Raw genomic sequence first — 14,280 nt, forward strand, 5'->3', positions numbered from 1 at the left:
CGTCATCGGCGAAAGCGACACGCATGAGTCTCGAAAAAGCCATCTCGCGCCTGAACCACAGGCAGCACCAGCTTCAGCCCGGCCATGTCTGGCTCGCAGGTGCCGGTCCCGGCGATCCCGGCCTGCTGACGCTCGACGTCCTGTCTGCGCTCGATCAGGCCGACGCCCTTGTCCATGACGCGCTGGTATCGCCGGAAATCATCGCCGTTGCCGAGCAGGCGGAAAAATTCTTCGTCGGCAAGCGCGGCGGCAGGCTGTCGATCCCGCAAGGCGACATCAACGCTCTTCTGGTCAAGCTGGCGCGCGACGGCCGCAAGGTCGTGCGGCTCAAGGGCGGGCATCCCTTCGTCTTCGGACGCGGTGCCGAGGAAGCGCTGGTGCTCACCCGCGAAAACATTCCCTGGCGCGTGCTGTCGGGCGTAACCTCCGCCTTCGGAGGCCTCTCCTCCGCAGGCATTCCGGCCACCATGCGCGGCGTCAACGGCGCCATCATCCTCGCTACGGGCTTTGCGGCTGTCAGTGACGACCGCCCCGACTGGGCAGCGCTGGCCCGCACCGGCCAGCCCATCGTCATCTATATGGGCCTGACCCACATGGCCGAGACGGTGGCCGAACTTCTGCGCGGCGGCCTGTCAGTCGACACACCCGCCGCCTTCGTCGAGAACGCATCGACGCCCGAGGAGCGCACGGTCACTGCCACGCTCGGTACCCTGGTTGCCACCGCCGAGCGCGAAAAGGTCGTCTCGCCGTCGCTCATCGTCGTCGGCGGCATCGTTTCCCTGCGCGCCGAACTTTTGGGGCAAAAATGACGGCGCGCGGGCTCATCATCGGCGCTCCGCGCTCCGGCTCGGGCAAGACCAGCGTCACCATCGGCCTGCTGCGCGCGCTTGCCCGACGCGGCCTGCGGGTGCGCGGCGCCAAATCCGGCCCGGATTACATCGATCCCGGCTTCCACAAGGCCGCCACCGGGCTCCCCGGCGTCAATCTCGACAGCTGGGCGATGCCGCCCTCGCTGCTCAACGCACTGGCCGCCAATGCAGCTTCAGATACCGATTTCGTCATCGTCGAAAGCGCCATGGGCCTGTTCGACGGCATCCCGGCTCCCGATGGCCGCTCCGGTGCCGCGGCCGATCTTGCCCGGCTCTATGGCCTGCCCGTGCTGTTGGTGCTCGACGTTTCCGGCCAATCGCAAACCGCTGCCGCCATCGCCAAAGGGTTTGCCACCTACGACCCGGATGTCCGTATCGCGGGCGTCGTGCTCAACCGCCTGGGCAGCGAGCGCCATCGCAAGCTCGCCGGCGACGCCATCGAAGCGCTCGGCCTGCCCGTCGTCGGCGCCATCCTGCGCGACCCCACCCTGTCCATCCCCGAACGCCATCTCGGCCTCGTCCAGGCCGAGGAACACGCCGACCTGATCGCCCATATCGACAGGCTCGCCGACATGGTCGAGCGCTCGCTCGACCTCGACGCCATCATCGAGCTGGCGACGCCGCTGGCACCGGCCCCCGGCGACCAATCCTTCGCCTTGCCGCCGCCCGGCCAGCGCATCGCGCTCGCCCAGGACGCTGCCTTCACCTTCCTCTACCCGCATGTCGCCGGCCACTGGCGCACCATGGGGGCGGAACTCCTGCCGTTCTCGCCGCTCGCCGACCAGGCGCCGGACGCCTCCTGCGACGTCTGCTGGCTGCCGGGCGGTTATCCCGAATTGCATCCCGGCCGCCTTGCCGCCGCTTCCAACTTCTTGTCGGGCACCCGCCGTTTCGCCGAAACCAGGCCAGTCCATGGCGAGTGCGGCGGCTTCATGGTGCTGGGCGAGACCATCGAAGACGCCAATGGCGTGACGCACCCGATGCTCGGGCTGCTCGGCCACGCCACCAGCTTCGCCAAGCGCAAGATGAACCTCGGCTACCGCCAGGCGCGCCTTGGGGCGGCCTGCCCGCTGGGCGAAGCCGGCGGCGCCATCCGCGGCCACGAATTCCACTATGCCCAGACGGTCAAGAAGGGCGAGGATATCCCGCTCGGCGAGATCGCCGACGGCCAAGGCAATCCGCTCGGCGGCTTTGGCGGCCGGCGCGGCCACGTTACCGGCACCTTCTTCCACGCAATAGCGAAGGCTTGAGATGATCTCGCTGGCAACCACCTTCGACGACCTGCGCATCGGTCTGGTGTTTTTCACCCGCCTGCCGCTGCCGCATTTCGAGGCCAAGGACCGCTCGCTCGCCGACGCCATCTGGACCGCGCCGCTGATCGGCCTCCTCATCGCCGTCATCGCCTGGCTTACCTATGCCGTGGCCACTCTGCTCGGCCTCGTGCCCAGCCTCGCCGCTGCCCTCGCCTTGACCGCTGGCATGCTTGTGTCGGGCTGCCTTCATGAAGACGGCCTGTCAGACACGGCGGACGGCTTCGGCGGTGGCCGTACGCGCGAACGCAAGCTCGAGATCATGCGCGACAGCCGCATCGGCACCTACGGTGCCTGCGCACTGGGACTGTCAATCCTCGCGCGTTGGAGCGCCATTGGCGAACTGGCCACACCCGGCCATGTCTTTATCGGCCTCGTCGTCGCCCATGCAGCCTCGCGCGCACTGATCCCCATATTCATGCAGATGTTGCCCCAGGCGCGCCTCGACGGGCTGTCGGCTGGCGTCGGCACCTTGTCCGACAGCGTTGTCCTGACAGCGCTTGCCATCGGCGTGCTAGCCCTGTTGCTGCTCGGCCTCAAGGGCGCCGTGGTCGCCGCCATCTGTCTTGCGCTGCTGTTTGTCGCTTTCCGAAAACTCTGCCTCGCCCAGATCGGCGGCCAGAGCGGCGACACCATCGGCGCTCTGCAGCAGTTCGCCGAGATCGCTTTGCTTTTCACCGCTTCCGCCATCCTGGCTTGATTCAATCTTGGAGTTTTCGCAGCCATGGCCTTCAAATCATCAAATGAATTGCGCGCCGCCTGCCTCGACCTGCCGGCCGGCAGCGACGCCGCGGCGGACGCCGTCGCCCGCCGCCAGGACACGTTGACCAAGCCGCGCGGCAGCCTCGGCAAGCTCGAATCCATCGCCGCCTGGCTGGCGCGCTGGCAGGGCCGCGACATGCCCCGGCTCGACAAGGTCAAGGTCATCGTCTTTGCCGGCAACCATGGCGTCACAGCCCAGGGCGTATCGGCCTACCCGTCCGAAGTGACGGTGCAGATGGTCGCCAACTTCGCCGGTGGCGGTGCCGCCATCAACCAGCTCGCCCGCCTTGCCGGTGCTGAGCTTTCGGTGATCCCGCTCGACCTCAACCACCCCACCGGCGACTTCACGCAAGACGTTGCGATGAACGAGGCGGAATTCCTCGCCGCCGTCTCCACCGGCTACGAAGCGGTCGACGAGGACCTCGACCTGATCTGCTTCGGCGAAATGGGCATCGGCAACACGACGCCCGCAGCAGCCATCGCCGCCGGCCTGTTCGGCGGCACGGGGCGGCAATGGGCCGGTCGCGGCACCGGCGTTGACGATTCCGGCCTGGCCCGCAAGTTCGCGGCAATCGATGCCGGCCTCGCCCGTCACGCCGCCACCCTCGCCGACCCGCTGGCCGTCGCCGCCAAGCTCGGCGGCCGCGAACTCGCCGCCATCCTCGGCGCCACGCTCGCCGCGCGCCACCGCAACGTACCCGTCCTGCTCGACGGCTTCGTCGTCACGGCCGCAGCCGCCCCGCTGGCCAAGCTCCATCCCGAGGGCCTTGCGCATACGCTGTCGGCTCACGTCTCCGCCGAGGCCGGCCATCGCCAGCTTCTCGAAGCTTTGCAGCTTGCACCACTGCTCGACATGGGCATGCGCCTTGGCGAGGGCTCGGGCGCCTGCCTTGCCATCAACATCGTGCGTTCGGCGCTCGAATGCCACGCCCGCATGGCAAGCTTCGCCGAGGCCGGGGTCACCGACAAATAGTCGTACATTCCTCTAGTGGGGATCCAAAAACTTCACTTCGGAAAACGATTTCTTCGATCAAGGAAAAGATAGAAGAAAATTCTTCATACATGTGCAGAGGCAACCTGCCTCTGCCTCCACCTGACGGAGCCTCCCGATTATCTTGCGGTAAAGTTTAGCCATTTGCCGCTTGTCTCAGGAGAATGCCCCCATGAAACGTTTCCTTCTCGTTGGCGTAGCCCTCGCCGCGATCCTCGCCGGTCCGCTGCAGGCATCCGCCGCCGACAAGCTGCTCAACGCCTCCTACGACGTCGCCCGCGAGCTGTTCGCCGCCGAGAACGCTGCCTTCATCGCCAAGAACCCGGGCGTATCAGTCGACCAGTCGCATGCCGGCACCTCCAAGCAGGCACGCGCCATCGTCGAGGGCCTCGAGGCCGACGTCGTCACCTTCAACCAGGTCACCGACATCGAATTCCTGGTCAAGAACGGCTTCGTATCCGACGACTGGAAGAAGGATTTCGCCAACCAGGCCTCGCCCTTCTATTCGCTGCCGTCCTTCCTCGTCCGCGCCGGCAACCCCAAGGGCATCAAGGACTGGTCCGATCTCGTCCGCGACGACGTCAAGGTGATCTTCCCCAACCCCAAGACCTCGGGCAATGCGCGCTACACCTATCTCGCGGCCACCGCCTACGCCAAGGAAGCCTTCAAGGGCGACGATGCCAAGGTGAAGGAGTTCGTGACCAAGCTGTTCAACAACGTGCCGGTGTTCGACACCGGCGGCCGCGCCGCCACCACCACCTTCGTCGAGCGCAATATCGGTGACGTCCTCATCACCTTCGAGGCCGAGACCCGCTCGATCGCCAAGGAATACGGTTCCGACAAGGTCGAGAGCGTCATCCCATCGGTCAGCCTGCTCGCCGAATTCCCTGTTGCCATCGTCGACAAGGTCGTCGACAAGCACGGCTCGCGCGATCTGGCAAAGTCCTACCTCGACTTCCTCTACACGCCTGAAGGCCAGCGCATCGCCGCCCAGCACGGCAACCGCGTCCACGAGCCTGCGGTCGCAGCCGAATTCAAGGACCAGTTCCCCGAGGTTCGCCTGGTCACCGTGGAAGATGTCTTCGGCGGCTGGGACAAGGTCCAGAAGGAACATTTCGGTTCCGGCGGCCTGCTTGAAGAGATTTACGGCGAGCGTTGACCTCAGTGCATGACCCGAAAATCGGTATCGATTTTCGGAAAAGGATCATGCACAACTCAAAGTGCTACAGCGCCGCGCGTCCGAAAAGGACGCGCGGCGCTGTAGCCAATACTGGTGAGAATTGGAAAGCCGGCCATGCCGGCTTTCCGCATTGATGTATCCAGGAAGGCATTTCAGTGGCGCGCCGCATTCTGCCGGGGTTTCCCCTGGCACTGGGGATAACCCTCGTCTACGTCTCGATCATCGTCGTGCTGCCGCTCGGCGCACTGGTGTTCAAGGCGGCCAGCCTCGGCTTCGAGGATTACTGGCGCATCGTTTCCTCGCCGCGCGCCGTTGCCAGCTACCGCGTCACCGCGCTTTCCGCACTTGCCGCCACCGCCTTCAATCTCGTCTTCGGCATGGCGCTCGCCTGGGTACTGGTGCGCTATCGTTTTCCCGGCCGTCGCTTCATCGACGCGCTTGTCGACCTGCCCTTCGCCCTGCCGACGGCGGTCGCCGGCATAGCGCTGACGACATTGTTCGCCGAAAACGGCTGGTTCGGCTCGGTGCCGGCGCATGCCGGCATCAAGGTTGCCTACACCCCGCTCGGCATCATGGTCGCCATGGCCTTCACCAGCCTGCCCTTCATCGTGCGCACGGTGCAGCCGGTGCTCGAAGACCTCGACCCGGCACTTGAGGAAGCCGCCCAGACGCTCGGTGGCAGCGACCGTTCGATCTTCCTGCGCGTGATCCTGCCGCTGCTCACGCCTGCCCTTCTTGCCGGCCTGTCGCTTTCCTTCGCCCGCAGCCTCGGCGAGTTCGGTGCCATCATCTTCATCGCCGGCAACCAGCCGATGTCGACCGAAATCACAGCATTGCTCGCCTTCATCCGGCTCGAGGAATACGACTACCAGGCCGCCGCGGCGATCGCCTCCGTGCTGCTCATCACCGCCTTCCTGATGCTTGCCATCACCAACATCCTGCAGGCCCGAGCCCTGCGCTACATGGCGAGGGGCTGAGATGAGCAATCCCGTCAAGGGCCGCCCGCCCCGCGTCGGCGACGCTCCCGCCTTCCGCCGCACCCTGATCGGCATCGTGCTGGCCCTGGTCGCCATCGTCATCATTGCGCCATTGGCCGTCATCGGCTACCAGGCATTTTCGCAAGGCCTCCAGGTCTATGCGGCGGCGATCGCCCATCCCGACACGCTGCACGCCATCGGCCTGACCGTCGTCACCGCGCTGATCGCCGTTCCGATCAACACCGCCTTCGGTGTTGCCGCCGCCTGGGCGATCACAAAATTCGACTTCTGGGGCCGTCGCTTCCTGCTGGTCGTCATCGAAATCCCCTTCTCGATCTCGCCCATCGTCGCCGGCGTCGCCTACCTCTTCGTCTACGGCCTGCAGGGCCTGTTCGGGCCGGCTCTTGACTCGGCCGACATCAAGATCCTGTTCGCCCTGCCCGGTATCGTGCTGGCCTCGATGTTCGTCACCGCTCCCTTCGTCGCCCGCGAGCTGATCCCGCTGATGCAGGCACAAGGGCGCGACCTGGAGGAAGCCGCGACATCGCTCGGCGCCTCGGGCTGGCGCACCTTCTTCTCGGTCACGCTGCCCAACATCCGCTGGGCGCTGCTCTATGGCGTGGTGCTGTGCAACGCGCGTGTCATGGGCGAGTTCGGCGCGGTGTCTGTGGTGTCAGGCAACATTCGCGGCCAGACCAACACGCTGCCGCTCCATATCGAACTGCTCTACCACGACTACCAGACCGCAGGCGCCTTCGCCGCGGCCTCGATCCTGGCGCTGCTTGCCGTCGTCACGCTGATCGCAAAGGTGCTGCTCGAGCGCCAGGGTGCGGGGCGTGCCCGCCGCCGCCCTGGTCTCGCCGCACCGGCCGTCGCTCCAAAAACCGCTTCCGCAGAGGTTTCGTCATGAAAATCCGCCTCGACAACGTCGTGAAGACCTTCGAGACCTTCCGCGCCGTGCGCGACGTCTCGCTCGAAATCGAAAGCGGCGAACTGGTAGCGCTGCTTGGGCCCTCCGGCTCGGGCAAGACCACCATCCTGCGCATGGTCGCCGGCCTCGAATATGCCGATGCCGGCCACATCTATTTCGGCACGGAAGACGCCACCGACATTCCGGTGCGCGACCGTGGCGTCGGCTTCGTGTTCCAGCATTATGCGCTGTTCCCGCACATGACGGTCACCGAAAACATCGCCTTCGGCATGAAGGTTTCAAAGGTGCGCCGCGACAAGGCAGCCATCGATGCGCGCGTCACCGAGCTTCTGCGTCTGGTCCAGCTCGACGGCCTCGGCGAACGTTTCCCCGGCCAGATATCGGGTGGCCAGCGCCAGCGTGTCGCCCTTGCCCGCGCGCTTGCCGTCGACCCCAAGGTGCTGCTGCTCGACGAACCCTTCGGCGCGCTCGACGCCAATGTGCGGCGCGATCTGCGCCGCTGGCTGCGCGAGATCCACCAGGAGCTCGGCATCACCACCTTGTTCGTCACCCACGACCAGGAAGAGGCCCTCGACCTCGCCGACCGCGTCGTCATCCTCGACAAGGGCCAGATCGTCCAGCAAGGCACGCCCGAAGACGTCTGCCGCAACCCGGCCTCCGCCTTCGTCATGAATTTTTTGGGCGACACCAACCGCTTCACGGCGGCAGTATCCGGCGGTGTGGCGCGGCTCGGCAACGCCACGATTCCCGCCCCCGGCTTCTCCGACGGCCCGGTCGAAATCTTCCTGCGCCCCAGCGATCTCGGCTGGAATGTTTCAGGCGAAGGTATCCCCGCGACGGTGGCGCGGGTCATCGATCGGCCGGCCGGCCGGCGCATTCTGGCGGTCACCGCGTCGGGCGAAGCGGTCGAGCTCGACGTCGCCCCCGAGACCCAGGTCAGCGCCCAAGACAAGGGCATCATCATCATCGAACGTGCCAGGGTCTACGCCGCGGCCTGATTCTGGCCAAAAACCCGCAAAACTTACGGAAAATCAACGCGTTTCAGCTTGTATATCAAGTCTGTGGAATTTATCTCTGGTGAAGGCCGGAATGCGATGGGGACGAATCGTTATCCTCGGCAAGCAACCTCACGCTGCGACAAGCAGCCGAAGCCGATGACACGCGTTCACCATGCTGACTAAAAAAGGCAAATACGGCCTCAAGGCCCTCGTCCACCTATCCCAGCTTCCCGCCGGCCAGCTCGCCTTCGTCGGCGACATCGCGACCGCCAACAAGATTCCGAAGAAGTTCCTCGACGCGATCCTTGGCGAGCTGCGCAATGCCGGCTTTGTCCAGAGCCGCAAGGGCAAGGATGGCGGCTATCGCCTCGCCAAGCCGGCGACCGAGATCAAGATAGGCCATGTCGTGCGCGTGCTCGACGGGCCGCTGGCGCCGATTCCTTGCGCCAGCCGCACCCAGTATCAGCCATGCGACGACTGCGACGAGGCCACCTGCCAGATCAGGCACATGATGCTCGAGGTCCGCCAGGCGATTGCCGGCGTGCTCGACAATCGCAGCCTCGCCCAGGTCCGCGACGCCGCCAATGACGACATCCTGAGCGACGCGCTGCATCACGCCTGAAGCGGATCAGTCAGACGACCCGGCGCAGCACCACCGGCCGCTTGCGCTGCTGCGTCGGCGTCGGCTCATGTCGGCGAAACGCCTTGCGCAGCGACGGTATGACCTGACGTCCGAATGCCTCGACCGCCTCGGCACCGTCGAGGCCGTGAACGATGAAATCGCTCACCCCGAGTTCGACGAAGCCTGCAAGGGCCGAAACCATGTGCTCTGGCGCGCCGGCCAGCTGCCAGGCCTGCTGACCGCCTTGGCCGACATGTACCGGCAACGAGAAGCGAATGCGCCCCGCCCGGCCGAACGGCTCAGCCGCAACCCTCACCCGCCCGATCAGCCGCAGCGTGTCGTCAAAGTCGCCCACTGGCAGCTCGAACCGGTCGGCGTGGCGGCCTGCGATCTTGAGTGCCGTGCCCGACAATCCGCCGAGCTGCAGCGGGATGGCGGCGCCGTCGACCGCCTTCATCGGCACGAAGCCGCCATGGATGCGGTAGAACAGGCCTTCATGGTCGAAGGGCTGCGCATTGCTCCACAGCCGCTTGAGCAGCATCAGATACTCGTCCGTGCGCCCCAGCGTGGCGACGAGGCCGCTGTCGTCATTGGTTTCGCGCAGGTCGCGGCTTGGCGGCACCCGCAACGCCAGCCGGCCGGAACCGATCTGGTCGAAGGCCGCAAACTGCCGGGCCGCCACCACTGGCGCAACAACACCCGGCCAATGAGAGACCAGCACACCGATCGACTGCGTGCTGCGCAGCGCAAGCGATGCGAGGTCCATATTGGCAAGCAGGCCGCCCATGTCGTCGATAAGGACGCGGCTGAAACCTGCCCTTTCGAGTTGGCGCAGCCTCTGCACGGCAACCGCCGTGTCGGAAAAGAAGGAAGAGTGAAGTTCGTCCTTGTCGGCAACGCCGCCCGGGCAATGGGTGAAGTCGATCTGCATCGCAAACTCCTTCATCTTGTCAGGAACAGTTATTGGCGCCGCCCGCGCCAGTTCACGCGCTACTGGGTAAAACCTTCTTCAGTTGGGTTGGGAAAACTCTGGGCGCCCGCCTCCGGGCACCGGTGGTCCTAGTGGACCAGGCCGACAACGACGGCCGCGGTGAAGCCGAACGACACCGTGAAGAACAGGTAGGATGCAAGCTGCGCAATGCTGGCAGGCTTGCCCGCCACAGCTGCCGTCTCGGCGACGCGGCTGTTTGTGAGATACTGGGTCTGTGCCATCGCAATCTCCATCATGCCCTTAGTCTATAAAACTAATAGACTTTGTCGATTGCTAATTTTGGCGAGATTGTGGAACGGCTTTGCCCGAGCCTGCCCGGTGGGAGCAATTTTTCCCTTGCGAGGACTATCTGCCGACGACGGAGCGAGCACTCCAGCGTCGCCGCGCCAGGGCGCACGAACTCATGAAAACCATTGTAGAACAAATAGATAAGCGAAAGCCAACCTCCAAAGGACCACCAGTTTAGGCAGGCATCCGCGAGATACGAAGGCAAAAAAATGTCCCGAAGGCACTGGTGGCGCCTTCGGGACTGCATGAAATACGGCTAGCCGGCTCAGTAGTAACCGCGCGGGCATTCTGCCAGATAGGTGCGGCCATAGCGGTCGCGATAACGGCAGCGGTTCGGCTCGTTGGCCCGGCCGATCAGTGCGCCGGCAACGGCACCGACCGCACCGCCAACGAGCGCGCCTTCGGCGCGGTTTCCAGGGGCAGCAACGGCGCTGCCGATCGCCGCGCCACCGAGACCGCCAATGGCCGCACCTTGTTCGGTCTGCGAGCAGGCTGCCAGCGGCACCAGTAGTGCAAGACTCAAGACGAGTTTCATCATCACCAATAACTCCCGAAAATGTGTCCCCACCGCCCTACAATGCGTGGCGGCGAAAAACGATCCATCGCGCCAATCCAGCGCGTGGACCATAAGGTCCCTTCAACCCAAGGGATGCCTCGGCAATCAGGCAGCATTCAGGCAACGCATGGCTGCAGTGCTCTACGACTCAAGGTGACGCAACCGCACCTCGAAACAAACAGCTGATCTCCAGCGGCGCAGGAACCTCGCTTGCCCCTGCCCGGCTGTCTCGCGTGTTCGAGCGGACGTTTGCGCATTGGAAATGCCGGTTTTGCTGCGCTAGGCAAGGGTGCAGTCCGATTCGCAATCACGGGATCCGCCATGAACAAGGCCGCCGCTTCATTTGCCCTCGTCGCCGTGTTGACGGCGTTGCTGATGGCGATCAGCCTCGCCGTCGCCCGGCATGGCTATCCGTTCGGCGTCATCGGCGTGAAGCGCCTCGACGGCATCGCCAGCGCCGATAACTTCATGCCTCTGGCCGCAATCTACTTCTTCGCCGCGATGCTGATGATGATCCTGCCGCTCAAGGCCGCAAGTATCGTCTTGCTCAACGCCGCAGACACGATCCACTGGGTGGTCATCGCACTGCTTGCCACCATTGTCGGCTGTCTCGCGGCGCGCTGGGCCTTCGGCCAGACGAGTGCGCCCTGGGCCCTGCTCGACTGGCGCTTCCTGTTCGTCGCCGCGATCGTCGGCTGCCACCTCACCATGAACGAACTCCGCCGCAACGTCCTCCTGCGCAGCCTGTTCTTCGCCCTCTTCGGCCTGGCCACCCTCGCCTGCCTGTTCTGGTCGTTTAGGATCTGACGGGCTGAGCAGTCTGCCGGACATGAAGATGGCGGCCCAAGGAGCGCCTCATTGTCACCGCACCCAGCAAACCAAAATGCCTCAACCAAGTTGAAGCAGCGGCACGGCGAATTGCAATTCAAGGGAAAGAATGGTGGGTGCGACAGGGATCGAACCTGTGACCCGCTGATTAAGAGTCAGCTGCTCTACCAACTGAGCTACGCACCCACGCGACCGGTAAACCGACCGTGGCCGCATATAGCCATACCATCTGACGCTGTCCACCCCATGATCGGGAAGAAAGAGCCGGCAAGCGAAACAGACATGCGAAAGCCTGTGTAAACAGCCGCTCCAGCCGCAAGTCCGGAAGAGGAACCGCGGGCATCCGCGCGGAGCACGATATACAAGGCCAAGGATATTGAACAAGGACAAGGGAAGAAATGGTGGGTGCGACAGGGATCGAACCTGTGACCCGCTGATTAAGAGTCAGCTGCTCTACCAACTGAGCTACGCACCCACACCGACCGGCGAACCGACCGTGGCCGGCATATAGCCAAGCCATTTTGCGCTGTCCACCCCACCGGCCGCTTTTTCTTTCAGTCGGCAAAAATAGCTGGCTTCAAACCAGCAGAACGCCTTCGGCCACCCTCACCGCATGTCCGCCGATACGCGCCGAAACCAGGCTGCCACCCGAAACCTCGAGCTCCAGCCTGATTCTGGATGGCCGGCCCATCTCAATGCCCTGTTCGATCCAGAATCGCTGCGCTCCATCCATCGGCCTGTCGAACTCCATGATCGCGCCCGCAAAGGCGGCTGCCGCCGAACCTGTCGCCGGATCTTCGTAGGACGGGCTGCCGGGAACGATCATGCGGGCATGGAAGGCATTGTCGTGCCCCACCGTCTCGCGGCAATAGACATAGGCGCTGGCGACCGCCGAGTCGTTCTTGCGCGGCGAGAATGTGAACCACGCCTCGTTGTCGAAGCGGATCCTGGCCGCAGCCTTGGTGTCGGCCACCGGCACTGTGATGTAGGGCACGCCGGCCGACCACAGCGACACACGATGGTTTTCAAAGCCGATCTCGTGTGGTGCAAGCCCAAGGGCCGCGGCAACCGCATCGGTGCTGGCGGCCAGCGGCATCGGTTCCGGCAGCTTCGGCAGGTCGAATTCGGCAAACAGGCTGTCGCCGACCTTGTTCACCGCGCAGCGCACAAGGCCGATATTCTCCTCCAGCACGAAGATGCCGGCGAGATCGTCACCTTGCGCCATCTCGGTCAGCGCGATCGCCGTGCCAACTGTCGGATGCCCGGCGAATGGCATCTCGTAGTCAGGCGTGAAAATACGCACCCGTGCCTTGTGCTTGGGGTTTTCCGGCGGCAGCACGAAGGACGTTTCAGACAGGTTGAATTCGCGTGCGATGGCCTGCATCGCGGCTGAACTCAGCCCCTGGGCATCGACAACCACGGCGAGTGGATTGCCGGCTAGCCTCTTTTCGGTGAAGACGTCATAGATAAAATACTTGCGTCCGCTCGTCATGTTTGCTCCTTCTGCGGCCGGCAACATGAGCGAAATTTAATTTGAATTTCGGGACCACTCAGCCGATCTGTGATTTTAAAGCATGATCGTCAAACTGGCATCCCGGTTTCAGACAAGATCGTGCTTGATCAAACCAGCTTAGAGCAGGCTCTGAGCGGATTGTGGGACCATTGAAAGGGTCTGGCTTGGACCAGCTAACAAATCGCCAGCAGCAGGCGAGCACACCCTCGATAGAGGTGGCACTCGGCCTCGACGGCAAAGGCCGCGCCACGCGCCGGCGCAAGGGCTGGCTCTGGCTGTTGGCGGCGCTGGTCGCCGCGGCTGGCGCCTATGCCGCCTATTTCTGGTTCGCAACGCCCTCCGAGAAACTGATCTACACCACGCAAGCCGCCGAGATCGGCGACCTGACCGTCGAGGTGTCGGCGACAGGCAATTTGCAGCCCCTCACCCAGGTCGACATTTCGAGCGAGCTTTCGGGCGTCGTCCGTTCGGTCGCGGTGGTCGAAAACCAGCAGGTCAAGAAAGGCGACGTGCTCGCCGCTCTCGACACCACTCGGCTTTCGGCCCAGATCGAGCGCGCCCAGGCTTCCGCCAAGGCCGCCGCCGCCAAGGTCGAGGATACGCGCACCACGCTGTCCCAGAATGCCCAAGCGCTGACCCGCGCCCAGGAGCTGACGAAACGCGGCATGGCCACCACCCAGGCGCTCGAAGCCGCCACCGCCGAGCGCGACCGGGCCCAGAGCGCCCTCGACATGGCCGAGGCCAACCTGGCGATCGCCGAGGCGGACCTCAAGCTGCAGCAGGCCGACCTTGCCAAGAGCACGATCTACGCCCCGATCGACGGCGTTGTGCTGACGCGTTCGGTCAATCCGGGCCAGACGGTTGCGTCGTCCATGCAGGCGCCGGTCCTGTTCGTGCTCGCCGCCGATTTGTCCCAGATGGAGCTCAAGGCGGCCGTCGATGAAGCCGACATCGGCTCGGTGGCGAAAGGCCAGGACGCCCGCTTCACCGTCGATGCCTTTCCCGACCGCAGCTTCAAGGCAACCATCCGCGACATTGCCTATGCCGCGGTCACGACCGACGGCGTGGTCACCTACAATGCCTGGCTCGACGTCGCCAATGACGAGCTTCTGCTGCGCCCGGGCATGACGGCGACGGTGTCGATCGTCACCCGCGAAGCCAAGGGCGTGCTGACAGTGCCGGCCACCGCCTTCCGCTACCGTCCGGTACCTGTCGCCCGCGGCGGTGGCTTCAGCCTGCAGAACCTGTTCCTCGGTCGCCCCAACCGCGGCCCGACCGACCGCAGTCGCCCGGCCTCGACGCCGACCGACGGCTTGCGCACGCTCTATGTGCTCAAGAACGGCGCGCCGGTCGCGGTCAGGGTCAAGACCGGCTCTACCGACGGCGACCGCACCGAGATCGTCTCCGGCCTTGCGGCCGGCGATGCGGTCATCACCGCCTCGTCCTCCGCCAGGGCCAATTGAG

15 protein-coding genes and 2 tRNA genes are annotated in these 14,280 nt (G+C 64.6%); 11 read left to right on the top strand and 6 right to left on the bottom strand.

Annotated features, from left to right (window positions below; genetic code table 11):
• Positions 1-23: 23 nt before the first annotated feature.
• The 9 genes from cobA to J1C56_RS11140 all read left to right on the top strand — a co-directional run bounded on the left by cobA (position 24) and on the right by J1C56_RS11140 (position 8,640).
• Entirely contained in the window at positions 24-809 is a 786-nt protein-coding gene (gene cobA, locus J1C56_RS11100) for a uroporphyrinogen-III C-methyltransferase (protein WP_214388980.1), read from the top strand.
• On the top strand, positions 806-2,119 hold the full coding sequence (locus J1C56_RS11105) for a cobyrinic acid a,c-diamide synthase CobB (RefSeq protein ID WP_214388982.1): 1,314 nt from the start codon (positions 806-808) through the stop codon (positions 2,117-2,119). Before cobA ends, J1C56_RS11105 begins: the two co-directional genes overlap by 4 nt.
• 1 nt (position 2,120) lies before the next feature.
• On the top strand, positions 2,121-2,879 hold the full coding sequence (gene cobS, locus J1C56_RS11110) for an adenosylcobinamide-GDP ribazoletransferase (protein WP_214388984.1): 759 nt from the start codon (positions 2,121-2,123) through the stop codon (positions 2,877-2,879).
• 24 nt (positions 2,880-2,903) lie between these two features.
• Positions 2,904-3,914, top strand: a complete 1,011-nt coding sequence (gene cobT, locus J1C56_RS11115) for a nicotinate-nucleotide--dimethylbenzimidazole phosphoribosyltransferase (RefSeq protein WP_214388986.1) — start codon at positions 2,904-2,906, stop codon at positions 3,912-3,914.
• A 190-nt stretch (positions 3,915-4,104) separates the two neighbouring features.
• Entirely contained in the window at positions 4,105-5,091 is a 987-nt protein-coding gene (gene cysP / locus J1C56_RS11120; RefSeq protein WP_214388988.1) for a thiosulfate ABC transporter substrate-binding protein CysP, read from the top strand.
• A gap of 176 nt (positions 5,092-5,267) precedes the next feature.
• Positions 5,268-6,089 carry a sulfate ABC transporter permease subunit CysT gene (gene cysT / locus J1C56_RS11125; RefSeq protein ID WP_214388990.1) on the top strand — a complete coding sequence of 274 codons (822 nt, stop codon included), beginning with the start codon at positions 5,268-5,270 and terminating at the stop codon, positions 6,087-6,089.
• A gap of 1 nt (position 6,090) precedes the next feature.
• Positions 6,091-6,999 carry a sulfate ABC transporter permease subunit CysW gene (gene cysW / locus J1C56_RS11130; RefSeq protein ID WP_214388992.1) on the top strand — a complete coding sequence of 303 codons (909 nt, stop codon included), beginning with the start codon at positions 6,091-6,093 and terminating at the stop codon, positions 6,997-6,999.
• A complete protein-coding gene (locus tag J1C56_RS11135) occupies positions 6,996-8,018 on the top strand; it encodes a sulfate/molybdate ABC transporter ATP-binding protein (RefSeq protein WP_214388994.1) in 1,023 nt (340 codons plus the stop codon). Before cysW ends, J1C56_RS11135 begins: the two co-directional genes overlap by 4 nt.
• Before the next feature lie 172 nt (positions 8,019-8,190).
• A complete protein-coding gene (locus J1C56_RS11140) occupies positions 8,191-8,640 on the top strand; it encodes an RrF2 family transcriptional regulator (protein WP_214388996.1) in 450 nt (149 codons plus the stop codon).
• A gap of 10 nt (positions 8,641-8,650) precedes the next feature.
• On the opposite strand, the gene J1C56_RS11145 is transcribed toward J1C56_RS11140, so the two are convergent.
• The 3 genes from J1C56_RS11145 to J1C56_RS11155 form a co-directional block, all read right to left on the bottom strand.
• On the bottom strand, positions 8,651-9,571 hold the full coding sequence (locus J1C56_RS11145; RefSeq protein ID WP_214388997.1) for an LLM class flavin-dependent oxidoreductase: 921 nt from the start codon (positions 9,569-9,571) through the stop codon (positions 8,651-8,653).
• Between the two features lie 128 nt (positions 9,572-9,699).
• Entirely contained in the window at positions 9,700-9,852 is a 153-nt protein-coding gene (locus tag J1C56_RS11150; protein ID WP_214388999.1) for a hypothetical protein, read from the bottom strand.
• A gap of 332 nt (positions 9,853-10,184) precedes the next feature.
• On the bottom strand, positions 10,185-10,457 hold the full coding sequence (locus tag J1C56_RS11155; RefSeq protein ID WP_067960641.1) for a glycine zipper domain-containing protein: 273 nt from the start codon (positions 10,455-10,457) through the stop codon (positions 10,185-10,187).
• Between the two features lie 339 nt (positions 10,458-10,796).
• Between J1C56_RS11155 and J1C56_RS11160 the strand changes: the two genes are divergently transcribed.
• Entirely contained in the window at positions 10,797-11,282 is a 486-nt protein-coding gene (locus tag J1C56_RS11160) for a hypothetical protein (RefSeq protein ID WP_214389001.1), read from the top strand.
• Positions 11,283-11,413: 131 nt separating this feature from the next.
• Here J1C56_RS11160 and J1C56_RS11165 read toward each other — a convergent pair.
• From J1C56_RS11165 to J1C56_RS11175, 3 genes are all read right to left on the bottom strand, one after another.
• Positions 11,414-11,489, bottom strand: a tRNA-Lys gene (locus tag J1C56_RS11165).
• A 213-nt stretch (positions 11,490-11,702) separates the two neighbouring features.
• Positions 11,703-11,778: transfer RNA gene (locus tag J1C56_RS11170), tRNA-Lys, on the bottom strand.
• A 102-nt stretch (positions 11,779-11,880) separates the two neighbouring features.
• Complete coding sequence (locus J1C56_RS11175) at positions 11,881-12,795, bottom strand: PhzF family phenazine biosynthesis protein (protein WP_214389003.1); 915 nt, start codon at positions 12,793-12,795, stop codon at positions 11,881-11,883.
• Positions 12,796-12,980: 185 nt separating this feature from the next.
• Between J1C56_RS11175 and J1C56_RS11180 the strand changes: the two genes are divergently transcribed.
• A complete protein-coding gene (locus tag J1C56_RS11180; RefSeq protein ID WP_214389011.1) occupies positions 12,981-14,279 on the top strand; it encodes an efflux RND transporter periplasmic adaptor subunit in 1,299 nt (432 codons plus the stop codon).
• Position 14,280 lies beyond the last annotated feature (1 nt).

Source organism: Aminobacter anthyllidis, from assembly GCF_018555685.1.
Taxonomy (GTDB): domain Bacteria; phylum Pseudomonadota; class Alphaproteobacteria; order Rhizobiales; family Rhizobiaceae; genus Aminobacter; species Aminobacter anthyllidis.